Genomic DNA, 24,197 nt, shown 5'->3' with positions numbered 1-24,197 from the left:
GCGAGTCCCCCGAACCTCCTACCCGAAGGAACCTCCAGGTGTCCGTCCCCGCCGCGGAACCGGCGTCCGCGCCCCCGTCCGTGCCCCCGTCCGCGCCCGTGTCCCCGCCGGGTCGCGAAGCCGGGCCGTCCCCCCTCGAACGCAGGCGGCGGCGCGACTTCCGTCTGTTCATGTCCTCGCACATATGCAACGAGCTGGGCAACAGCATCACTTACGTCGCCCTGCCCCTGATGGCGGTCCTCACCCTGCACGCCTCGGCGATGGAGGTCGGTCTGCTGGCAGCGGCCGAACAGGCGGCCTTCCTGCTGCTCGGGCTGCCCGCGGGCGCGTGGGTCGACCGGATGCGCCGACGCAGGGTGATGATCGGCGCCGACCTGGCCCGCGCCGCCCTGCTGACCGGCCTGCCGGTCGCGTACGCATTTCACCTGCACTCCATGCCGCTGCTGTACGCGGTGGCCCTGCTGCTGGGCTGCGCCCGCCTGTTCGGCGACGTGGCCGACCAGAGCTACCTGCCGACCCTGGTGGGGGAATCCACCCTGGTCGGCGGCAACTCCAAGCTGGAGACGGTGCGTTCGGCCGCCGAGTTCAGCGGGCCCGGCGTCGCGGGTTTCCTCGTCCAGCTGTTCGGCCCGGTCGGCACCCTCGCCGGGCAGGCGGTCACCTCGCTGGCCTCCGTCGTGCTCCTGGGACGGATCGGGGCGAGGGAGGAGCGGCGTGCCCCGGCCGGGCGGGGCCACCTGCTCCGCGACATCCGCGAGGGCCTCGGCTACGTGCTGGGGCACCGCGTCCTGCGGCTCATCGCCCTGAACACGGCCTCGGTGAACCTGTTCCTGAGCGGGGTCATGGCGGTCGAGGTCCTCTTCCTGACCCGGACCGTGGGGCTGGCGCCCGCGGCGGTCGGCTGGGTGCTGACGACGGCCACGATCGGCTCCCTCCTCGCGGCGGTCGCCACCGAGCGTCTGACGCGCGCCGTGGGAGCGGCGCGGCTGACCTGGCTGTCGCTGCTGGTCACGATGCCGTTCGGGCTCCTGCTGCCGCTGGCCGGGAACGGCTGGCGCATCGCGCTGTTCGTGCTGGGATCGCTGGTCCAGTCGGCCGGGGTGACCGTGTACAACATCTGCCAGGTGGCCTACCGGCAGACCGTGTGCCCGCCGCACCTGCTCGGGCGCATGACGGCCACCATGCGCTTCCTGGTGTGGGGGGTCCTGCCGGTCAGCGGCGTGCTCGCCGGTGTTCTCGGCGAGCTGTTCGGCGTACGGACCGCGCTGTGGCTCTTCACCGCGGCCCTGTCCGCGGCCCCCCTGGTCCTGGTGTGCTCACCGCTGCGCCGGATGCGCGGGTTCGACGAGCGGGCCGCCGCCCCGGCCGCCGCTCAGTAGCCGTAGCCGAGCTGGAACGCGAGGTGGGTGAGCTGGGTGCGGTTGACGGCCCCGGTCTTGCTGCGCAGCCGGCGGAGGTAGGTGTCGACGGTGTGCGGGCTGAGCCCCATCCGGCGGGCGATGATCCGGTACGTGTCGCCCTGCGCGAGGTGGGCGAGGACCTCCCGCTCGCGCGGGGTGAGGGCGGCGGTGTTCACAGCGGTGTCGTGCACGGGGTTCTCCTCGGGTTGTCCGGATGCGTGGTGACGGGGCGTCGGCGCCGCCGTGTTCCGTAGGAACAGACTTTCGTCTTGTCTATCCTGGGGCCAGGGGACGGGCACCTCACCAACATGCCTGGCAGCAAAGCGACCCGGGGTAAAAAGTGCAAAATGGGGCAAGAGTGGATTCCGACCTGGTGCCTGATCTGGAGGACGCCGACCTGGACGTCTACGGATGGGTGCTCGAACACCGGAGCCTCGAAGTGGACGCCGTCGCCTCCGCGACCGGCCGCGATCCGGAGGAGGTGCGGCGCAGTACGCAACGGCTGCGCCGGGCGCACCTGCTGCACGTGGGCCCCGACGACACCTCGGTGGCCTTCGCCGTGGCGCCCGACACCGCCGCCTCCCAGCTCGTCGCCCCGCTGGAGGTGCAGATCCGCGAGCGCGAGCGGATGATCAGCGGGATCCGGGCGGAACTCGGCCGCTTCGAACCGCACTACCTCCAACGCCGCTCCGCGGGCGAGTCCCTGGAGGTCCTGGAGAACCTCCAGGACGTGCGCGGCGCCCTCAACCGGGCCTCGGACGCCTGTGTCCGGGAGATGCTGACCTCGCAGCCGGGCGGCGGCAGCCGGGTGCCGGAGGCCATGCAGGAGGCGCTGCGCCGTGATGAGGCCATGCTCAAACGCGGCATATCGATCCGCAGCCTCTACCACCACACCGCGCGGTTCAACGGACCCAGCCAGGCCTACGTCGCCGCGGCCTCGGCCCTCGGTGCGGAGTACCGCACCGCGCACGAGCTGTTCGGCCGCCTGATCGTCTTCGACCGCGAACTGGCCTTCATCCCGGCACAGGACGGCAGTTGGGGGGCGGTGGTCATTCGCGAGCCCTCCACCGTGGCCTACCTCTGCTCCATCTTCGAGCAGACCTGGGACCTGGCGACACCCTTCTCCAACGCCGCCGGACAGGGGCTGGAGGAGGTGGCGCGCGAGATCCACGAGACGATCATCAAACTCCTCGGCGCGGGGCTCAAGGACGAGGCCATCGCCCGTCGGCTGGGCATGTCCCTGCGTACGGCGCGCCGTCACATCGCGGACATCATGGAGGAGCTGGGCGCCGGCAGCCGGTTCCAGGCGGGTGTCGCGGCGGCCATGCGCGGACTGCTCGGCGCCGATCCGGGTCTCGCCGCCGCCGAAGCCGGCCCCGGCCTCACCGACACCGGCGTGCCCGAGGAGTGAACCCCCGGCGGCAGGCCCCTTGTCGCGTGAATCCGGTACCGGGCTCACGTGTCTGGTGTCCGCGCCGACCCGTGGCGGATGCTTCCCCGATGAGAGCCGTGAGCTGACGGTCCGTCGCCCGCGCGCCCGTGCCGGGAGGCGGCCGTCGCCGAACAGCGGCCGATCGGCGCGAGTCAAAAGGGGCGGGGCACATGGACATGCCGGACGACGGATCCACGGGGTGCTGGCGGGGGCGCCGCCCCGAGGAGGAACCGGCGGCGCTGCACTTGCGCGAACTGGGCTACTTCCTGTCGGTCCACCTCGGACGCGCCCCCGGCATCCTGTGGCCCGAGTACGACCATCCCGCCCTCGTCGAAGGGCCCGGGGCCTGCGATCCGGAGCTGATCAACGCCCAACTGGGCCTGCTGACGGTACAGCTGGGCTGCCTGACCGGGCTCGCGGCCCGCACCGTCGCCGTGGACACCGCCGACGACGGCGAGGGCCCCGCCCGGGCGGCCCGGCCCGGCGCCGGCAGCGGCGACCACCTGCTGGTCCACCAGATCGCCGGCGCCGGAACCTGGCGGCTGTCCCGAACGCGCACCGCGGCGGCCGCCGAGCCGGGCCCCTCGTCGTTCGCGTGCCGCCTGCGACCCGGCGAGGTGTTGTACGTCCCGGCGCACTGGTCGCGCAGGGCCGAGTTCACCGCGGGCGCCCGCTACGCCGTGACCCGTCTACGCGCCCCGACGGGCTGAGGAACGTACAGGGAGGGGCCGCCTCGACGAGGCGGCCCCTCCCTGTACGTCCTGCACCCGCTGGTCGGACGGGTGCGTGCGGGTGTCAGCCGCCCCAGGAGCTGTCGGTGGGGTTCTTGCCCCGTTCCGTACCCGAGTTGGTGGTGCTCCGTACGATCACGGGGTGCGGGGCGGGGTTGTGGACCTCCGCCGTGGCGGCCGGGGCGTCCGGGCCGGTGTCGGCCGAGGCGGCGCCGGCCGGCACCAGCAGGGCGGCGACCGTGACGGACACGGCGAGAAGGTAGCGCTTCAGCATGGGTTCCCCCCAGGAAGGTGGTCTGGTGGTGACGCGGTCCGCCTCGTGGGGGAACCGCGCCGGTCGTTGTCCTGCGAAAGCAACTCTGCCGTCCGCGAGTACCCGTGGAGTGCCACCCGAGCGTTCATCAAGCTGCCTGGCGTTAAGGTGAGGGGCGGCAAACCACCCCGAAATCGTATGAACCACTCAGTGGCTCGATACCGGGACCGGTGCCGCAACCACACCCCCGACGGGAGCACCGGCGCGATCCCGTTCGGGCGTGGCCGGAACCGGTATGTCCAGTTGGCGCCACACCCGTAGCACCAGCGGCGCCAGCGTGACGCCCAGGTAAACGGCCCCGGTGGCCACCAGCGACCAGGTCAGCCCCCAGCGGTCCAGCAGCACTCCCGCACCGAGCATCCCGAGCGGAGTGGCCGCCAGGGCGCAGGCCACGAGCAGCCCGAAGACGCGCCCGCGCACGTCCTGCGGCACCCGCTGGTACGCCACCGACATCATCAGCGGCCCGACCACCCCCGACCCGGTCCCGGAGAGGGCCAGCAGCGCCAGCAGCACCGCCGGCGCCGGCTCGGCGGCCAAGGCGGCGCACCGCACCGCCCCCACGAGCACGAAAGCCGCCACGAACAGGGCCCGGCGCGGGACCCGGTGGCCGATCCAGCCGAACAGGGCGGCGCCGAGCAGCGCCCCGGCCCCGATCGCCGTGACCATCGCTCCGAACAGGGAACTGCTGTGCAGCACGTGCGTGCCGTACGCCGGGTAGAGCACCCCGTTCAGTGCTCCGTCGAGCGCGTTGGTCACCAGCAGGACGGTGGTCATGGCCCGCAGCAGCCGGTCGCCGCGCAACTGCCTCCAGCCCGTGCGCAGGTCCCGTACGTACGAGGCCACGGCCGGGCCCCCGCTGCCGGTGGCGCCCGCGGCCGGGACCAGCAGGGCCACCAGCAGGCCGCACAGCAGCATGGCCGCCACGTCCGCGCACAGGGTCCGTACCGGGCCGGCGGTGGCGATGAGCAGCCCCGCCAGCGGGGCGCCGGTCATCATGCCGATCCGGCGGGCCCCCTCGACCGCGCTGGTCGCCCGCTCCGCCGTGACCCGGGCGCCTTCCATCGCCCCGGTCAGCAGGAGTTGCTTCGCGGTGTCGGCGGGGCCGCGCGCCGCGCCCACGAGGAACACCAGGCAGACCAGGACGGGAAGCGGCAGCGCGCCCCGGGAGTGCAGCAGGGGAACCAGGGCCAGGGCCGCGGCGCTCAGCACGTCGGCGCCGGTACTGACGGCCCGCGCGGGCAGCCGGTCGACGACCGGGCCGGCGAGCACGGCCGAGCCCAGCAGCCCCAGCATCTCCGCCGCGGCCACCAGGCCGGTGCGTGCGCCGCTGCCGGTGTCGTGGAGGACGAACCAGGGCACGGCGATCAGGGTCATCGCGATGCCGAGGGAGGAGATGCCGGAGACGGCCACCAGGGTGAACAGGGGCAGCAGCCGCCGCGGCTGCTCGGGTGGCGTGTGTGGATCCATGACGGTTCTTCGGTCCTTCCTTGGCGCACCGCGGCGCCCGGGCCCCCTGGGGGAGGCCGCCGGGCGCCGCGGTGATCAGTGGGACGGCGGATGGGGGCGGTCAGCCGGCCGCGGCCAGGCGGACGCTGCGCGGGCGCATGTCGGTCCACACGCGGTCGATGTGCGCCAGGCACTCGTCCTTGGTGCCCTGGAAGCCCTGGCCGTGCCAGCCGAGCGGAACGGGCCGGTCCGCGTCCCAGAGGGAGTACTGCTCCTCGTCGTTGGCCACCACGAGGAACTGCTGGGTCGTCGAGTCGTTCATGGCTGTCTCTCCTTGGTTGTCGTGTCGGGGGTACTGATTCGTGTCAGGCGGGCAGGGACCCGCCGAGGGCCCGAGCCACCTCCGCGGCGTGCGGGGGGTCCATCACGGTGTGGTGGTTGCCCGGTACCACGGCGTGGTGCAGGGCTGCCCCGGTGCGCAGCCGCCAGGGCTGCGGATCCACCAGCGGGGTGGTGAGTTCGCCGTGCACCTCGGCCACAGTCCACAGGTGGACGGCCGCGTCCAGGACGGCTTCGGTGCGGTACGCCGCCGATGCGGCGCCGTTGGCCTCCGCGACCCGCAGCAGCCGCCGCAGTGCCTCAGGGGCCGATCCGCGGGGAAGGCTGCCGTCCTCGCGTCCGCGCCGGAACAGCGCGTCGATGAGGCCGTCCTCGTCGAGCCCGCGCGCCTCGCCGGCATCGAGCCCGGCGGCGATCCCGTAGGCGAACAGGTCCGGATCACCGGCCGTGGCGTCGGCCCGCGGCACGGGGCCGGGAGCGGCCGTGTCGACGAGACCGAGGAAGGCCACCGTCTCCCCGGCGGCTTCCAGACGCACCGCCATCTCGAACGCGACGGTACCGCCGAAGGACCAGCCCGCGATCAGGTAGGGGCCGTTCGGCACCTCCTCCCGGACGGCGGCGAGGTAGCGCTCGGCCATCTCCTCCACCCGTTCCAGCGGTGCGTCGGCGGTGTTGTAGCCGACGGACTCCAGACCCAGGACCCGCCGGTCGCCAGCGGGGACCCCGGCCAGGCCGCGCACCAGGTCCCGGTAGCAGACGACGTCACCGCCGCGCGGGTGTACCAGGATCAGCGGCGGCCGGGCCGGGTCCCCCTCGGCGAGCGGGACCAGCAGCCGGGCGGCAGCCGCGCCCGCCTCCGGTAGCGCCTCGCAGAGCAGCTCCACCGTGCGGCGGCGGAACACCAGGTTCAGCGGCAGCTCCACCCCGAACTCCCGTTGTACGGCGCCCATCAGCCGGAACGCCTTGAGGGAGTGGCCGCCCAGGTCGAAGAAGTCGTCGCGGACGCCGATCGGCGCTACCCCGAGGACCTCCTCCCACAGCCGTGCCATCCGCAGCTCCGCCGCGTCGCGCGGCGCCACCTGCGGGGGCCGGCCCTCCAGGGCCGCCGCGGCCGACGGAGCGGGCAGCGCCCGCCGGTCGAGCTTGCCGTTGGGCGTGAGCGGCAGCCGCTCCAGCGCGCTCAGCACCCGCGGGACCATGTACTCGGGCAGGTCCTCGCGCAGGAAGTCACCCAGCGCCCGCAGGTCGCCCTCGGCGTCCCGCCACGTCACGTACCCGGCGAGCACCGCGTCGACGCCCTCGCCGTGCACGGCCACGGCGGCCGCCAGCACCTGCGGGTGGCGGGCGAGCGCGGCTTCGATCTCGCCGAGCTCGATGCGGTGGCCGCGCACCTTGACCTGGCCGTCGGCCCGGCCCCGGTACTCCAGGTCCCCGTTCGGGAGCCGGCGCACCAGGTCCCCCGTGCGGTACAGGCGGCCTCCCGGCGTGTACGGGTCCGGGACGAAGCGGTCGGCGGTCAGTCCGGGCCGGCCGTGGTAGCCGCGGGCCACCCCGTCGCCCGCGATGAACAGTTCGCCGAACACGCCGACCGGGACCGGCCGCATCCGCTCGTCCAGCACGTACAGCCGGGTGTTGGCGAGCGCCGAACCGATCGGCACCGCGCCCTCGCCCGCGGGCCCGGACAGCTCGTGGGCCGTGGACCAGACGGTCGTCTCCGTGGGCCCGTACACGTTCCACACGGTGCCCAGGGCCGCACGCATCCGCTCGGCGAGGGCCGCGGGCAGCGCTTCGCCACCGCACAGCGCCCGTACCGCGGGGGCTCGCCAGCCCGACTCCATCAGCTGGTGCCAGGTGGCCGGGGTGGCCTGCACCACGGTGACGGCGGCCGCGTCCAGTTCCCGGGCCAGCAGGACTCCGTCTCGTGCCGTCTCACGGTCCACGACCCGCACGGTGGCGCCCGCGGTGAGCGGCACCAGCAGCTCCAGCACGGCGATGTCGAACGAGGCGGTGGTCACCGCGGCCACCGTGTCCCCGGCAGCGAGGGCGAGTCGGCGCGTCATGTCCCGGGCGAAGTTCGCCAGCGCACGGTGCGCCACCATGACCCCCTTGGGGCGGCCGGTCGAGCCCGAGGTGTAGATGGCGTAGGCGAGGTGCTCCGCACGGAGCGCGACGGGCGCGGGAGCCCCGGTGGCGCCGGTGTCGTCGGTGTCGCCTTCGGGGGCTGCGAGGAGCGCCTCCAGGTCGACGACCCGCACCCCGGCGGGCGTCCGCAGCCGGGCGGTGTCGCCGGCGACCACGAGCACCCGGGCCCCGCTGTCGGTCAGCATGTACTCGACCCGGTCGGCCGGGTACTGCGGGTCCACCGGCACGTACAGCCCGCCCGAGCGCAGTACGCCCAGCAGCGCCACCGGCAGCAGCGCCGACCGCTCGACGCACACCGCGACGGCGGTGTCCGGGCCGACCCCGTGCAGGGCCAGTTCCCGGGCGAGGCGCCCGCCGGCCGCCCACAGCCCGGCGTAGTCCATGCTCCGCCGGCCGTCGTCGACCGCGATCGCGCCGGGGGTGCGCGCGGCCTGCTCCCCGACGAGTTCGTGCAGCGGCCGGTCCGCGCCCGCCTCGGCGGTCCCGTTCCAGCGGTGCAGGACCCGCTGCTCCTCGGCCGGGCCGAGCAGGGGCAGCGAGCCCACCGGAGCGTCCGGTGCGTCCGCCGCGGCCGCGAGCAGTTCCAGCAGGGAGCCCGTCATCCGGGCGATGGTCTCCCGGTCGTACAGGTCGGTGGCGAACACCGCCTCCCCGTGCAGCTGTCCGTTCTCCTCGGAGAAGTACAGGGACAGGTCGAACTTCGAGGCGCCGCTCGCCAGGGCGACGGGCTCGGCCGCCAGACCCGGCAGCGCCGGCGGGGCGGCGGCCTCCTCGTTCAACACCAGCATCACCTGGAAGAGGGGGTTGCGGCTGAGGTCGCGCTGCGGGTGGAGCTCCTCCACCAGCCGCTCGAAGGGAACGTCCTGATGGGCGTACGCCTCCAGGCAGGTCTCCCGGGCCCGGCCGATCAGCGCCGCGAACGCGGGATCCCCGGACAGGTCGCCGCGCAGGACCAGACTGTTCACGAAGAAGCCGATCAGCGGCTCCAGTTCACTGCGGTCGCGGCCGGCGATGGGGGAGCCCACCGCCACGTCCCGGGCGCCCGACCAGCGGGCGAGCAGTGCCTGGAAGCCAGCCAGCAGCACCATGAAGAGGGTGGCGTCGTGCTCACGGCCCAGGGTGCGCAGCCGCTCCAGGAGCGGGGCGGGCACGGTGAAGGACAGCTGGTCGCCGCGCCCGGAGGGAACGGACGGCCGCGGCCGGTCGGTGGGCAGGTCGAGCGGGGCCAGTCCCGCCAGCCGCCCGCGCCAGTACCCGAGCTGCTGCGCCAGCAGGTCGCCGGTCAGCCGCTCCCGCTGCCAGGCTGCGAACGCGCCGTAGGAGACTCCGAGTTCCGCGAGCGGCTCGACGCCGGCCTCGGTCCGCGCACGGTAGGCGGCGAAGAACTCCTGCCAGAACACCGCGACCGACCAGCCGTCGAAGGCGATGTGGTGCGCGACGATCACCAGGAGGTGCTCCCGCTCGGCGACCCGGACGAGGCGGGCCCGCAGCAGCGGTGCGGCGGCCAGGTCGAAGGGCAGCGCGGCGTCGGCGGCGGCCAGTTCGAGTGCCCGCTCCTCGGCCGCGGCCCGGTCGGCGGCCGCACCGGCGACCGTCAGATCCGTGAAGGCGGGCGAGAACACCTCCACCGGCTCCACGACGAGGCGCGCTTCCTCCACCCCGCCCCCGCCGGCGTCGATCCGCGAGCGCAGCACCTCCTGACGGGCGACGACGTCCCGCAGCGCGCCCAGGGCCGCGGCGGTGTCCAGTGTCCCGCTCAGCCGCATCGCGCCCGGCATGTTGTAGTCGGGCCGGCCGGGCTGCAGCCGGTCCAGGAGCCACAGCCGCTGCTGCCCGAACGAGAGCGGTCCCGGCCCGGCCGCCGGCGCCGGGATCGCGCGCTCGCCGCTGTCCCCCAGCCCGGCCAGGGCCCGCGCGAGGTCCCCGGCGACGGGGTGGCGGAACAGCAGCTGCACGGGGATCTCCAAGCCCAGCAGGGTCCGCAGCCGAGAGATGACCCGCGTCGCCCGCAGGGAGTGGCCGCCGCGTTCGAAGAAGTGGTCGCGCAGGCCCACCGGGCCGTCGCCGAGCACCTCCTCCCACACCTCGGTGACCGTGCGATCCAGCGCGGTGCGCGGAGCCAGGTACGCGCGGGCCGCACCGCCCGCGCCGGGCTCCGGCGCGGGCAGGGCCCGCCGGTCGACCTTGCCGTTGGGCGTCAACGGAAGGGAGTCGAGCGGGACGAGCACCGAGGGCACCAGCGCGGCCGGGAGCACCTCGCGCACCGCGTCGAGCACGGCCGCCGCGTCACCTGCAGCGCCCGGCTCGAACACCACGTACGCCACGAGCGCCTGGTCGGCGCCCTCGCCGTGGGCGGCCACGACGGCGCGCGCCACGTCCGGATGGCGCAGCACGGCCGCCTCCACCTCGCCCAGCTCGATCCGGTGCCCCCGGACCTTGACCTGGTTGTCGCGGCGGCCGTGGAACTCCAGGACCCCGTCGGCGCGCAGCCGCGCCAGGTCACCGGTCCGGTACATCCGGGCGCCGGGCGGACCGTAGGGGTCCGGCGGGTAGGCCTCGGCGGTGCGGCCGGGGGCGCCCAGGTAGCCGCGGGCGACTCCGCGGCCGGCGATGAACAGTTCGCCGATCGCGCCGCGCGGGAGCGGTTCGAGGTGCTCGCCCAGAACGAGGACGCGGGCGCCGGGCAGCGGGCGCCCGATGGGGATGCGGCCGCTGTCGATGTCCGCGTCCGTCACGACGTGGTAGGTGGTGGTGTTGGTGCACTCGGTCGGTCCGTACTGGTTGACCAGCCGCAGCCGCCCGGCCGGACCCAGAGCGCGGGCCGCGCGGGCCAGCCCGGCGGTGAGCGCCTCGCCCGTGGTCATCACCAGCCGCAGGTCCGGGCAGGGCGCGGGGACGGCCTCGATCAGCGGCGCCAGCATGGAGGGCACGATCGACAGCAGCGCCGAGACCCGCTCGGTGCGCAGCAGCCGTGCCAGGGCGTCCGGGTCCGCGGCCTCGTCCTGGGAGGCCAGTACGACGCGCCCGCCGGTGGTCAGCGGGGCGAACAGGTCACGGATCGAGGGGTCGAAGGTGAGCGCGGTGCGGGCGAGGACCGTGTCCTCGGCGCCGATCCCGAAGGTGGCGGTCAGCGCCGCCAGGTAGCCGGTGATCGCGGCGTGCGGGACCGCGACGCCCTTGGGCCTGCCCGTGGACCCGGAGGTGTACAGCAGGTAGGCGAGATGGTCCGGTCCGGCCAGCGCGGGCAGGTCTTCCGCGTCCGGGTCGTCGGTGGCGCCCGCCGCCGGGGACACGTCCTGCACCTCCAGAACGGGTACGGAGTCCGGCAGGCGGGGCGAAACCCCCTCGGGCAGTCCGCCGGTCAGGACCAGGCGGGCCCCGCTGTCCGCGAGGACCGTGCGGATCCGCTCGGCCGGGTGCCCCGGATCGAGGGGGACGTAGGCGCCGCCCGCCTTGAGGACGGCCAGCACGGCGACGACCGTCCGGGTGTCGCGGCCGGTCATGACCGCCACCGTGGTCTCCGGGCCGATGCCGCGCTCCCGCAGCCGGCGGGCCAGCCGGTTGGCGGCCGCGTTGAGCGCCCCGTAACCGGTGGAACGCCCCTCACAGGTCACCGCGACCGCGGTGGGCCGCAGCCGGGCCTGTTCCTCCACCAGGGAGTGCAGGGTCGCGGCCGGGGCGGCGGTGTGCGCGTCGGCGGGGGAGTCCTCACCGAGCAGGGCCGCCCGCTCGCCGACCGAGAGGACCTCCAGCCCCGACAGGGGCGCGTCCGGCCGTTCGGCGGCCGAGCGCAGCAGGCGCAGGTAATGGGCGCCGAACCGCTCCGCCGTGCTGCGGTCGAAGAGGTCGGTGGCGTAGCTCAGGGTGCCCGTCAGGCCGCCCGGGTGCTCGGTCATGGCCAGGCTGAGGTCGAACTTCGACGTCCCGTTGCCGGTCTCGACGCCCTCCACCCGCACCCCCTCCAGCGGCAGCGCGTCCGGCTGCTCCGGGTGGAGCTGGAAGAGCACGTCGAACAGCGGGTTGCGGCTGAGGTCGCGCTCCGGCCGCAGTTCCTCCACCAGCCGGTCGAAGGGAACGTCCTGGTGCTCGTACGCCTGGAGCGCGGTCTCCCGGACCCGGCCCAGCAGCGCGGTGAAGGCGGGATCGCCCGACAGGTCGGTGCGCAGGACCAGGGTGTTGACGAAGAAGCCGATCAGCGGCTCCAGTTCGGTGCGGTCGCGGCCCGCGATGGGGGAGCCCACCGCGATGTCGTGCTGCCCCGTGTAGCGGGCCAGGAGCGACTGGAAGCCGGCCAGCAGCACCATGAACAGGGTGGCGCCGTTTTCCCGGGCCACGACGCCCAGACGGGCCGCGAGTTCGGCCGGCACCTCGAAGGAGACGGTGTCGCCGGCACCGGAGCGGGCGGCGGGACGCGGCCGGTCGGTGGGCAGTTCCAGCGGCGCGAGCCCGGCCAGCCGGGCGCGCCAGTGGGCGATCCCCCGGTCGGCCGCGCCGCCCGCGAGGCGCTGCTGCTGCCAGTGCGCGAAGTCCCCGTACTGGACGCGCAGGGCGGGCAGGGCGGCCCGCTCGCCGCGGCGCAGCGCGGCGTAGGACTGCGAGAGCTCCTGCCACAGCACCGGCATCGACCAGCCGTCGCCGACGGTGTGGTGCAGGACCAGCACGAGCAGGTGCTCCTCGGCTGCCGTCCGCACCAGCCGGGCCCGCAGCAGAGGCGCTGCCGTCAGGTCGAAGGGGGCCGCGGCGTCCGCGTGCGCCAGACCCAGCGCCCGCGAACGAGCCTGCGCCAGCGGCAGCCGGGAGAGGTCGGTGAGCAGCGGGACGAACACCTCGGGTGGCTCGACGGCCTGTACGGGACCGTGCGGGCCCTCGCCGATCCGCGAGCGCAGCACCTCGTGGCGGGTGACCACGGTGCGCAGCGCGTCGAGGAGGGCCGCGGAGTCGAGACCGCCGTGCAGGCGGGCGACGACGGGGATGTTGTAGTCGGGGCGCCCGGGCTGCAACTGGTCGAGGAACCACAGGCGCTGCTGGGCGAAGGACAGCGGCGCCGGCGAGCCGGCGGGGCGCGCTCCGATGACGTCGGCGCCCGGCACGGCCGGGCCCGTCCGAGCGGTGTCCCCGCGCAGCAGGTCCAGGGCCGCGGCGAACCCTTCGAGCACCGGATTCTCGAACAGCAGCCGCAGCGGGACGGTACCGCCGAGCCGGGTGCCGAGCCGGGACACCACCCGGGTGGCGCGCAGCGAGTGCCCGCCGAGCTGGAAGAAGTCGTCCTGCCGCCCGATGCGGTCCTGGCCGAGCACCTCGCCCCACACCTCGGCGACGAGTTCCTCGGTGGCGGAGGCCGGAGCGGTGAAACCGGCCCGCCGCGCGCCCTGTTCGGGCGGGGCGGGCAGGGCGCGGCGGTCCAGCTTCCCGTTGGGGGTCACCGGCAGCGCGGCCAGCGCGAGGATCGCGGCGGGGAGCATGTAGGCGGGCAGGCGTGCGGCGAGCGCGCGGTGCAGCTCGTCCGGGTCGGCGTCCTCGCCCGCCACGGGCACCACGTACGCGACGAGCTGCTGCTCGCCGGAGGCGTCCGGCAGCACGACGACCGCCGCGCGGCCGATCTGCGGCAGGCGCAGCAACTCGGCCTCGATCTCACCGGGTTCGATGCGGAAGCCGCGGATCTTCACCTGCTGGTCGGCGCGTCCCAGATAGTCGACGGCGCCGTCCGGGCGGCGCCTGGCGAGGTCGCCGGTGCGATACATGCGGGCGCCGGGCGGCCCGTAGGGGTCGACGGTGAACTGGCGGGCGGTCAGTCCGGGCCGGCCCAGGTAGCCGCGGGCGAGTCCCGAGCCGCCGATGCACAGCTCGCCGACCGCGCCCTCGGGCACCGGGCGGCCGCGCTCGTCGAGGACGTACAGCCGGGTGTCGTCCAGCGGCGTGCCGATCGGGACGCGCCCGTCGACGCCGTGGCCCGCACGGGCGTCCAGGGTGTGCCGGGTGGCGAAGGTGGTGGTCTCGGTGGGGCCGTACGCGTTGGTCAGCAGGGTGTCCGGGGCCGCGGACAGGGCCCGGCGGAACGCCTCGGGCGAGGCGGCCTCCCCGCCGGTCCACACCTCCCGGACCTCGGTGAGGAGCTCCACGCACTCGTCGACCACCAGGTTGAACAGCGCGGCGGTCAGCCACAGGGTGGTGATCCCGTGCTCCCGGACCAGGCCCGCGAGCGCCGCCGTGTCGATCCGGCCGGGCGGGGCCATCACGACGGTGCCTCCGGCCAGCAGCGGCACCCACAGCTCGTACGTCGAGGCGTCGAAGGACAGCGGGGAGTGGGCGAGCACCCGGCGGTGCGCCGGGCCGAAGGAGGCGTCCCGGGCGAGCGCGGCCACGTTGTCGTGGGTGACGGCGATGCCCTTGGGCTCACCGGTCGACCCGGAGGTGTACATGACGTAGGCCAGCTGGTCCGGGACGCAGGGCGCGAGGTCCGCGGTGGCCGCCGGCGGCCGCGCCGACGACACGTCCAGCACCCGTACCCCGGCAGGTGCGGTGGCGACGGCCTCGTGGCCGGCCGTCACCGGGTCGGCGAGCAGTAGCCGGGCGCCCGTCCGCTCCAGCATCCAGTGCAGCCGCTCGACCGGGAAGCCGGCGTTGAGGGGGACGTACGCGCCGCCCGCCTTCAACACGGCCAGCATGGCCACCGGCACCTGGAGGGAACGCTCCAGCAGCAGCGCCACCGCCGATTCGCGGACCACTCCCGCCTCCGCGAGGTGGGCGGCCAGCGCGTCCGAGCGGGCGTCGAGTTCGGCGTACGTGAGCTGCTGCGCCCCGCAGACGACGGCCACGGCGCCGGGGGAGGTGCGTACCCGTTCGGCGAACAGCCCGGTCAGCGAGGCGGGGGCCAGGTCGCTGCGCACGGCGCCGTGCCCCGCGCCGACGAGGCGCTCGGCCGTGGCGGCGGCGGGCAGCAGCTCCGCCAGGGGGCGGCCGGGTTCGGCGGCGGCCGAGGCCAGCAGCTCCAGGTAGTGGCCGAGGAGCAGTTCGGCGGTGGCCCGGTCGAACAGGTCGGTGTCGAAGACGAAGGAACCCGTGCAGCTGTCGGCGCCCTCGGCCACGAACACGCTGATGTCGAACAGGGAGCCGCCGAAGTCGGCGGTCACCGCCTCGGTGGAGACGCCCGCGAGACGCAGCCCGGCCGTCTCGTCCGAAGCCGACGCGAACATCACCTGGACCAGCGGGTTGCGGTCGCCGATCCGCTCGGGACTCAGCCGCTCCACCACCCGGTCGAAGGGCACCTCCTGGTGGTCGTACGCGTCGAGCGTGACGCGGCGGACGCGGTCCAGCAGCCCGTCGAAGCCGATCTCCCCCGACAGGTCGGTGCGCAGGACCAGCGTGTTGACGAAGAAACCGACCAGCGGCTCCAGTTCGACCCGGTCGCGCCCCGCGACAGGCGTGCCCACCGCGATGTCCGTAGTGCCGCCGTACCGGGCGAGGACCGCCTGGAAGCCGGCGAGCAGCGTCATGAACAGGGTGACTCCGCGGGCCTCTGCGAGCCGGCGCAGCCGTCGCGTGAGCGAGGGGTCCAGCGTGAACGCGAGGCTCTGCCCGTCGCCGCTGCGACGCGTCGGCCGGGGCCGGTCGGTGGGCAGCTCCAAGGGTTCCAGGCCGGCGAGCGAGCGCTCCCAGTACCGCAACTGGCCGTCCATCAGGCCGTGTTCGAAACGCTCGCGCTGGAAGCGGGCGTACGCCTGGTAGTCGAGCGGCAGGGCCGGCACGGGCAGCGGCCGGCCCTCGGCCAGGGCGGTGTACCCGTCCGCCAGTTCCTGCCACAGCAGTCCCATGGACCAGCCGTCGGTGGCGATGTGGTGGACGACCAGCACCAGCAGGTGGTCCTCGGCGCCCAGCCGGATCAGCAGGGCGCGCAGCAACGGGCCGCGGGCCAGGTCGAAGGGCTTGCGGACCTCCTCGCGGGCCAGCCCTTCGGCGCGCAGCTCCAGCTCCTCCGAGGAGCCCGCACCGAGGTCCAGGACCGGCAGCGGTACGGCCCCGGGGGCCGGCAGCACGACGGGGTGCGGCAGTCCGTCGCGCTCCTCGAAGACGGTGCGCAGCGTGGCGTGGTGTTCCACCACGGCGGTCAGGGCCTGCCGCAGCAGCTCCGGGCGCAGCGAGCCGCGCATCCGGACGACCTGCGGGATCGCGTATCCGGAGCGGCCGTCGGCCATCCGGTCCGCGAGCCACATCCGCTCCTGGGCGAAGGACGCGACGGGCTCACGGGCGGGCGCGCCCCCTCCGGCACCGGCCGTGGTGCCCTCGGCGCCGCCGGCGGCGGGACCCTGCGCGGCCGACGGATCGGCCAGCGCGGCCTGGACCCGGCGGCGCAGCAGCTCACGGGCCGCTGCGAGCCGGCTGTCGACGGCCGCCGGCACGGCGGCCGGCGAGCTCTCCTGGGTGGTCACGAGGTCTCTCCCTGGGGTACGAGTGAAAGCGCTGCGCCGTCCGCCGTGGCGGCGATGTCGGCGAAGAGGGCCGTTTCGACCGCCGCGGCGAGGCCCGCGACGGTCCGGTGTTCGAAGAGGGTGTGCAGGGGCAGTTCCAGACCGAGCGCCTGGCGCAGCCGGGCCGCCACCCGGGTGGCGCTCAGCGAATGGCCGCCGAGCGCGAAGAAGTCGTCGTGGCGTCCGACGCCCGTACGGTCCAGGACCGCTTCCCAGACGAGCGCGACGAACTCCTCGGTCTCCCCGGCGGGCGGTTCGTGCCCGGTGGGCGCGGACCCGGACGCGGGAGCCGGCAGCGCCTTGCGGTCGAGCTTGCCGTTGGGGGTGACCGGAAGCCCGTCGACGACGAGCAGCAGGGGCACCATGTACTCGGGCAGCGCCCGCGCCAGTTCGGCCCGCATCGCAGCCGGATCGAGCACCGCCCCGGGGGCGGGGACCACGTACCCGGCGAGCCTGCGCTCGCCCGGCACGTCCTCGCGGACCACCACGGCGGCGCGGCCGACGCCGGGGAGGCGGGCGAGGGAGGTCTCGATCTCGCCGAGCTCGATCCGGAAGCCGTGGATCTTCACCTGGTCGTCGGTACGGCCCAGGTACTCCACCGCCCCGTCGGCGCGCCGGCGGACGATGTCACCGGTGCGGTACATCCGCGAGCCCGGGGGCCCGAAGGGGTCCAGCGGGAAGCGTTCCGCGGTCAGTTCCGGCCGTCGCAGGTAGCCACGGGCCAGCCCGGCGCCCGCCAGGTACAGCTCGCCGGGAAGGCCCACGGGTACGGGGCGCCCCGCCGGGTCGAGGACGTACAGCGCGGTGTTCCAGATCGGCCTGCCGATCGGTACCGGGCCGCGGTCCTCGCGGCGGCAGTCCCAGTGGGTCACGTCGACCGCCGCCTCCGTGGGCCCGTACAAATTGTGCAGCGGCACGTCCAGCACATCGAGGAACCGGTCCTTCAACTCCTCCGGCAGGGCTTCGCCGCTGCAGACCACCCGGCGCAGGGACCGGCACAGGCCGGCCGCCGGCTCCTGCGCGAACACCGCCAGCATCGACGGCACGAAGTGCACGGTGGTGACCGACTCGCGCCGGATCAGCTCGGCCAGGTAGGCCGGGTCCTTGTGGCCGCCCGGCTCGGCGACCACGAGCACGGCGCCCGTCAGCAGCGGCCAAAAGAACTCCCACACCGACACGTCGAAGCCGAACGGGGTCTTCTGGAGCACCCGGTCGTCGGCGCCCAGCCCGTAGCGGTCCTGCATCCACAACAGCCGGTTGACGATGGCCGCGTGCTCCACGACGACCGCCTTGGGCCGGCCCGTCGAACCGGAGGTGTAGATCACGTACGCCGGATGCGAGGGCAGCGCCGCACGCGCCCCGGGGCCACCGGCCCCGGCCGTGGCATCGGGGCGCACCCGCACCGGCCCGGGGGCCCCGGGCAGCAGCGGTTCCACGTCCTCGGTCGTGATCAGCAACACCGGCTCCGCGTCCGACAACAGGTACGCCACCCGCTCCGCCGGGAGCGTGGGGTCCACCGGCAGGTACGCCGCCCCGGACTTCAACACGGCCAGCAGCGCGACCACCATCTCGGTCGAGCGGTGCAGCGCGACCGCCACGATCCGCTCCGGCCCCGCTCCGCGCTCGCGCAGCGCCCCCGCGAGCCGCTCGGCCCGCGCGTCCAGTTCCGCGTACGACAGCAGTTCCTCCCGGAACACCGTGGCCGGGGCGTCCGGGGTGGCGGCCACCTGCCGCTCGAACAGCTCCACCAGCGTGGTGTCGGGCACGGGGACGGCCGTGCTGTTCCACTCCTCGATCAGCCGGTGCTGCTCGGCGGAGAGCAGGTCGATCCCACCGACCGGGGTCCGCGGCTCGTCGGCCGCCGTGACCAGCAGCCGCTCCAGCGCGTCCGCCACGCTGCGCGCCGCCCGTGCGTCCAGGACATCGGGGCGGTGGTCCAGATGCAGGCGCAGCCGTTCGCCCGGCAGGACGATGAGGTTGACGGTGTAGTGGGTGGCGTCCGAGCCGTCGACACCCGTCAGCCGCAGCCCGCCGGCCGGCTCCCGCACCGACTCCAGGTCGAGCGGGTAGTTCTCGACGACCACGGTGGTGTCGAACAGCGTGCCCAGCCCGGTGGCCCGCTGGATGTCGGCCAGCCCCAGGTGCTGGTGGTCCATCAGCCGGGCCTGCTCGTCCTGGAACCGGCCCAGAGCGGTCAGCAAGGGCTCGTCCCCGTCCACCCGCATGCGGACGGGCAGGGTGTTGATCAGCAGTCCGACCATCTCCTCGATGCCTTCGAGGTCGGCCGTGCGGCCCGAGACGGTACCGCCGAAGACCACGTCGTCGCGGCCGGTGAGCCGGGACAGAAGGATCGCCCAGGCGCCCTGCACCACGCTGTTGAGGGTGATGCCGGCGGACCGGGCGCGCTCGGTGAGGCGCTCCGTCAGCCCGCGCGACAGCTCCAGCGTTATCCGGTCGGGCAGCGCGTCGAGCCGGTGCGGGTCGGCGGCGCCCAGCAGGGTGGGCTCGTCGAGACCGGCCAGGGCGGCGCCCCAGGCGGCTGCCGCCGCGTCCCGGTCCTGGCGGGCCAGCCAGTCGAGGTAGTCCTGGTAGGGGACGCCCGTCACGGCGGCGGCCGGCTGCGAGCCGGTGGCCGCTCCATAGCCGGCGAGCAGTTCGCGCAGCAGGACCGCCGAGGACCAGCCGTCCCACAGGATGTGGTGGTTCGTCATCACCAGCCGGTGACGGCCGGAGCCCACCCGCACCAGGGTGAAGCGCACCAGCGGCGGCCGCTCCAGGTCGAAGCGGCGCCCCCGGTCCGCAGCCAGCAGCTCCTCCCACGCCCGCTCCCGCGCCTCCTCGTCCAGGCCGGACAGGTCGGCGCTCTCCCACGGGGCGTCCACCGCACCGAGGACCACCTGCACGGGCCGGTCCAGGCCGCGGTCGGTGAAGGCGGCGCGCAGCGCGCTGTGGCGGGCCAGGAGTCCGCGGCAGGCCGTGGCGAGGGCCCCGGGGTCGAGGTCGCCGTCCAGGGTCAGCACGAGCTGCCCGGTGTACGCGTCCACGCCCGCGGTGTCGTAAGAGGCGTGGAAGAACAGCCCCTCCTGGAGCGGGGACAGCGTGGTGACGTCGGCCATGGCGGGGTAGCGCTCCGCGAGCGCGTCCACCTCCGGCTGTGTCAGGCGCACCAGCGGGAAGTCGCGGGGCGCGGGCCGCGCGGCCCCGCCGGACGGCGGAGCCCAGCGGGCCAGCAGCCGCAGGGACTCCTCCCACCCGGTGACCAGGGCCTCGGCCTCGGACTCGTCGACCAGGTGCTGCGGCCAGGTGAGGACGGCACGCAGGGAGGGGCCCGCCGGGCCGTCCAGTGCGAGGGCGTCGATCTGGAGGCAGTGGTCGACGGGCATCCCCGGGTCGCAGGCCGCGCGCAGGCCGCCCGCCTCGGCGGCCGGCCCCCACGGGGCGTCGCCCGAGGCGTCGAACCGGCCCAGGTAGTTGAACAGCACCCGCGGCTGCGGCGCCGCGGCCAGCTCCCGCGCGGTCCCCGGGTTCAGCCGGGCCAGCAGGCCGAAGCCGGTGCCGTGGTCGGGTACGGCCGCCAGCGTGTCGTGGACCCGTCCCACCAGCTCGGCGAGCGCGTCGCCACCGGTGTGCGCCGCGGCCGCGTCGAGGCCGCCCAGGTCGAGCCGGACCGGGTACTGGGTGGTGAACCAGCCGACGGTACGGGACAGGTCGTGCCGGCCCGTGCGGTCGGCCCGGCCGTGGCCCTCCAGGTCGAGCAGCAGCGCCTGGGCGCCGCCCGCGAGGAGGGGATCGCGCGCCGCCAGGGCGAGGGCCGCGAGCAGGATCTCGGCGGGTCCGGTACGAAGGGCCGCGGGGACCGCCGACAGCAGCGGGGCGGCGACCTCCGCGGGGAGGTCCAGCGTGAGCGTTCGGGTGGTGCCGGCGGTGTCACGCGTGGGCACGGGCACCCGCTCCCACAGCGCCGGCGCAGCCGACGGCGTTGCGCAGGGCGCCAAGACCGCCTGCCAGTAAGGGAGTTCCGCCATCACCTCGGGAGAGTGGGCCTGCCGCTGGAGGTGCGCCGCCCAGTCACGGAAGGAGGCGCCGCCCGGGGTGAGCCGTACCGGCCGGTCCTCGGACACCGCGGCCCAGGCCTCGGCGAGGTCGTCCATCAGGACGCGCCAGGACACTCCGTCCACCGCGAGGTGGTGCACGCACAGCAGCAGCCGTCCCGGGGCGCCGTCGCCACCGAAGCGGACGGCCCGCAGCACCACTCCCGCGGCGGGGTCCAGTTCACCGGCCGCGTCGGCCGCCGCCCGCTCCGTCATGGCGGAGCGCGCCGCGTCGTCCAGCCCGGTGGTGTCCACGCTGCGGTAGAGCCCGGCCGCGTCCACCGTCCCGGGCGCCCCGACCGAGCAGAGCGTGCCTTCGGGGCCGTGGGCGGTGCGCAGCCGCAGGGCCGCGTGGTGGTCGATGACCGCCTGCAGGACCCGGACCAGGCGGGTGTCGTCCACGCCCTCGGGCAGGGCGAGCACGAGCGACTGGCTGAACCGGCCGTGGGGGCCGGCGTCGTCCAGCAGCCACCGCATGACCGGGGTCGCGGGCAGCTCCCCGTACTCCTCCTCACCGGCGGTCCCCGCCACCTCACCCGTGGGGTCGGCGGCGGCCGCGGCGAGCGCGGAGGCGGTCTTGTGCTCGAAGACCTCACGCAGGGTGAAGGAGAACCCCCGCGACCGGGCCCGGCTGACCAGGCTCAGGGCGGCGATGCTGTCGCCGCCGAGCTCGAAGAAGTTGTCACCGGGGGCCGCGCGGCAACCGAGGACCTCACCGACCAGAGCGCTCAGCGTCCGCTCCGCCTCGGTGTACGGGCCCTCGGGCCCGGCGGCCGCTGCGGGCGGCACCTCCACGCCTGCCGGAACGACCAGCGCCTTGCGGTCCACCTTTCCGCCGGCGGTCAGCGGCAGCCGGTCCAGCACCACGAAGGTGTGCGGAACCATGTAGCGGGGCACCGCCTCGGCCAAGTGGGCGGCCAGCTCGGCCGGTCCGGCCACGGCCGCGCCGGGGCCCGGCGCCACGAAGGCGACCAGGCGCCGGCCGCCGCCCGCCGCCTCGTGCACGGTGACCGAGGCCTGGCCCACCGAGGGGTGGCGGCCCAGCACGCTCTCGATCTCGCCCAGCTCGATGCGGTGGCCGTTGACCTTGACCTGCTGGTCGATGCGGCCCAGGAACTCGAGCTCACCTCGCGCGGACCAGCGTACGAGGTCACCGGTCCGGTACATCCGGGCGCCGGGCACCTGGGCGAACGGGTCCGGCACGAACCGCTCGGCGGTCATCCCGGGGCGCCCCGCGTAGCCGTGGGCCAGTCCCGCGCCCGCGACGCACAACTCGCCGGCCGCGCCGGGCGGCAGCAGGCGCAGCCGCGGATCCAGCACGTAGGCGCGGTGATTGACCATGGGCCGGCCGATCGGCGGGACCTGCCCGCCGGAGGGGGACACGCACCGGTGCATGGTCACGGACACCGCGGCCTCGGTCGGGCCGTAGGCGTTCCACACCTCGCGCCCGTCGCGCGCCCATCGGTCGACGGCGTCCCCGGAGGGCGCCTCGCCGCCGGTGGACAGGAAGCGCAGGGCGGGCAGCGCGGCCGGGTCGAGCAGGGGGAGCAGGGCGGGCGGCAGGTCGGCGACGGTGACCCGCTCCCGGACCAGCAGCGCCTGGAGGCGGTCGACGTCCGTGCGCTCCTCGTCGGTGGCGAGGACCAGGGCCGAGCCGCTCAGCAGCGCACCGAAGACATCGAGGACGCAGACGTCGAAGGACAGGGAGGCGAAGCCGAGGAACCGCTCGCCGGAGCCGGAGCCGGAGCCGGAGCCCTCGGCCGTCGCCGGGGCGGCGGCGCCGCACAGGACGAGGTGTCCGAGGACGAAATCCGCCGCCGCCGCGTGCGGTACGAGGACCCCCTTCGGCTCACCCGTACTGCCCGAGGTGTACAGCAGGTACGCGGGGCCGTCCGGGGACAGCCGCGGGCGCGGGCGGTCCGCGGTGACCGGTCCGGCGGGCCGGTCACCCGTCGCCACCACGCCCTCCAGGTCCGCCGGCAGGCAGTCGGCGGCGCCGGGCCCGGCGACAGCCGTGCGGATCGCCGCGTCCCGGACGATGTACGCGATCCGGCGCCGCGGCAGGGCGGGGTCGAGCGGCACGTAACAGCCGCCCGCCTTCAAGATGCCGAGCAGCGCGGCGACCATGGCGGGGGAGCGCTCGACACTGACCCCGACGGGCATGCCGGGGGTCGTCAGCGGACGCAGCCGGCCGGCGATGTCCTCGGCCCACGCGTCCAGTTCGGCGTAGCTGAGCCGCTCGCCGGCGCAGACCACGGCCACGGCGTCGGGGGTGCGCGCCGCCTGCTCCTCGAACAGCTCGTGCAGGCAGCGGTCCTGGGTGGCCGCGGCGCTGCCGCCGTCACCGAGGACGGCCAGCCGCTCCTCGTCGGCGCCGGTCAGCAGCCCGAGCGAGTCGACCGGGGCCGAGGGATCGGCGGTGGCCAGCGCCACCAGGAACCGGATGAACCGCCGCTGGTGCGCCGCGAGTTCCTCCGTGCCGCCTTCCGCCGCGTCGCCCTCCACCTGGACGGTGAGCGCACTGTCCCCGCCGCGGTCGTAGACGTTGACCGAGACGTGGTCCACCGGGCCGACGGCCAGGTTGTGGGCGGTGGCGCCCGCCCCGTCGAAGGAGAGCCCGTAGTCGAAGGACATCAGGTTGACCACGGCGTCCCAGGGCCGGGTCCCCGACCCGTCCGCGCCGCTGTACAGCTCCTCCACGCGGTAACGCTGGTGGCGCAGGGCCTCCTTGATCCCCGCAGACGTGCTGCGGACCAGCTCCTCGACGGACATCGCCCCGGTGACCCTCAGGCGCAGCGGCAGCACCTTGGAGAACATCCCCGGCGTACGGCGCGCGGCGGGTGTGGTGCGCCCGGTCACGGGGAGCCCCAGGACCACGTCCTCGGTCGCGCCGACGCGGTGCAGGTAGCCGGCGGCCGCCGCCATGACCAGCGCCGACCAGCGGGTCCCGAGCCGCCGGGCGGCGTCCCGCAGGGCGCCCGCGTCCACGGCGTCGAGTTCGCCGCTGACCCGCACGGCGACGCCCGTCGGCCGGGCCGGGGTGTGGCCGGTGAAGCTCACGGGCTCGGGGGCGTCGGCGAGCTTCGCCCGCCAGAACTCCCCGTCGCGCAGGTGCTCTTCGGACTGCCGGTAGGCGTGCTCCTCCGCGACGATCCGCTCCCAGGGCGCCGCGTCGCAGGCCGCCACGGGGGCGCCGGCCGCGAGGGCGGAGTAGACCTCCGCCACGCGGCGGGCGAGGAGGGACCCGCTCACCCCGTCGGCCACGATGTGGTGGTACGCCTGGAGCCAGCGGTGGGTGTCCGGACCCGTCCGCACGAGCAGGTGACGCGTCACGTCACCCGTGGCGAGGTCCATCGGCCGGGCCAGTTCCGCGCGCATCAGCGCGTCGGCCTCGGCGGCCGGATCGGAGCAGGCACCGGCATCGGCCGTGGCCAGCCGGAAGGGCGGCCGGTCGGCGGGCATCTGCCGTACCTCGCCGTCCACTTCGGCGAACCGCATGCCGAGCGCCTCGGTTTCCGCCAGCGTCCGGCTCAGGGCCTGCTCGAAGAGTTCGGCGTCCAGCGCCCCGTGGATCTCCAGGTACTCGCCGATGGTGTAGTCGCAGCGGGCGGGATCGAGCTGTTGCGCGAACCAGACGCCGGTCTGCGGCGAGGTCAGGGGCAGGAACCCGTGGTCGTGAGTGGCCATGCGGTGGTCAGTCTCCTCAGTCGGATCGGTCGATCAACGACGACTGAGGCCACTGTCAGTGACCGGCGCACAGGCCGGAAAGTCCCACGAATACGCCCCTTGACAGGGCCTCGGGCCCGTCGGCGCATCCCGGTCCCGGATGTCCGTGACA

9 protein-coding genes are annotated in these 24,197 nt (G+C 74.9%); 3 read left to right on the top strand and 6 right to left on the bottom strand.

Going from position 1 to position 24,197, the window contains the following annotated elements; translation table 11 throughout:
* Positions 1-38: 38 nt before the first annotated feature.
* Positions 39-1,379, top strand: coding sequence for an MFS transporter (locus IE207_RS14025; RefSeq protein WP_308433593.1), 1,341 nt, complete (start codon positions 39-41; stop codon positions 1,377-1,379).
* Here the strand turns inward: IE207_RS14025 and IE207_RS14020 are convergent.
* Positions 1,373-1,591, bottom strand: a complete 219-nt coding sequence (locus tag IE207_RS14020; RefSeq protein ID WP_190184479.1) for a response regulator transcription factor — start codon at positions 1,589-1,591, stop codon at positions 1,373-1,375. The two genes, IE207_RS14025 and IE207_RS14020, sit on opposite strands and share 7 nt — an antisense overlap.
* Before the next feature lie 182 nt (positions 1,592-1,773).
* On the opposite strand from IE207_RS14020, the gene IE207_RS14015 reads away from it, so the two are divergent.
* Both IE207_RS14015 and IE207_RS14010 read left to right on the top strand, forming a co-directional pair.
* Entirely contained in the window at positions 1,774-2,811 is a 1,038-nt protein-coding gene (locus tag IE207_RS14015; protein WP_190184478.1) for a helix-turn-helix domain-containing protein, read from the top strand.
* 191 nt (positions 2,812-3,002) lie between these two features.
* Positions 3,003-3,542, top strand: a complete 540-nt coding sequence (locus tag IE207_RS14010) for a hypothetical protein (RefSeq protein ID WP_190184477.1) — start codon at positions 3,003-3,005, stop codon at positions 3,540-3,542.
* An 85-nt stretch (positions 3,543-3,627) separates the two neighbouring features.
* Here IE207_RS14010 and IE207_RS14005 read toward each other — a convergent pair whose 3' ends face one another.
* From IE207_RS14005 to IE207_RS13985, 5 genes are all read right to left on the bottom strand, one after another.
* Positions 3,628-3,837, bottom strand: coding sequence for a hypothetical protein (locus IE207_RS14005; protein ID WP_190184476.1), 210 nt, complete (start codon positions 3,835-3,837; stop codon positions 3,628-3,630).
* 186 nt (positions 3,838-4,023) lie between these two features.
* Positions 4,024-5,343, bottom strand: a complete 1,320-nt coding sequence (locus tag IE207_RS14000) for an MFS transporter (RefSeq protein ID WP_190184475.1) — start codon at positions 5,341-5,343, stop codon at positions 4,024-4,026.
* A gap of 100 nt (positions 5,344-5,443) precedes the next feature.
* A complete protein-coding gene (locus IE207_RS13995) occupies positions 5,444-5,644 on the bottom strand; it encodes an MbtH family protein (protein ID WP_190184474.1) in 201 nt (66 codons plus the stop codon).
* 43 nt (positions 5,645-5,687) lie between these two features.
* On the bottom strand, positions 5,688-16,229 hold the full coding sequence (locus tag IE207_RS13990; RefSeq protein WP_190184473.1) for a non-ribosomal peptide synthetase: 10,542 nt from the start codon (positions 16,227-16,229) through the stop codon (positions 5,688-5,690).
* Positions 16,226-24,046: a non-ribosomal peptide synthetase gene (locus IE207_RS13985; RefSeq protein WP_190184472.1), complete on the bottom strand. Its 7,821-nt coding sequence runs from the start codon at positions 24,044-24,046 to the stop codon at positions 16,226-16,228. The genes IE207_RS13990 and IE207_RS13985 overlap by 4 nt, the downstream gene beginning before the upstream one ends.
* Positions 24,047-24,197: the final 151 nt, after the last annotated feature.

This window comes from Streptomyces cirratus, assembly GCF_014650775.1.
Taxonomy (GTDB): domain Bacteria; phylum Actinomycetota; class Actinomycetes; order Streptomycetales; family Streptomycetaceae; genus Streptomyces; species Streptomyces cirratus.
Note: the sequence above shows the minus strand (reverse complement) of the source record. Positions and strands in the feature narration are given on the sequence as shown.

Bases quoted from the DNA above. Each gene is read 5' to 3' on its own strand.
- IE207_RS14010 (WP_190184477.1), top strand. From the start codon at position 3,003: ATGGACATGCCGGACGACGGATCCACGGGGTGCTGGCGGGGGCGCCGC.
- IE207_RS14005 (WP_190184476.1), bottom strand. From the start codon at position 3,837: ATGCTGAAGCGCTACCTTCTCGCCGTGTCCGTCACGGTCGCCGCCCTG.
- IE207_RS14000 (WP_190184475.1), bottom strand. From the start codon at position 5,343: ATGGATCCACACACGCCACCCGAGCAGCCGCGGCGGCTGCTGCCCCTG.
- IE207_RS13995 (WP_190184474.1), bottom strand. From the start codon at position 5,644: ATGAACGACTCGACGACCCAGCAGTTCCTCGTGGTGGCCAACGACGAG.
- IE207_RS13985 (WP_190184472.1), bottom strand. From the start codon at position 24,046: ATGGCCACTCACGACCACGGGTTCCTGCCCCTGACCTCGCCGCAGACC.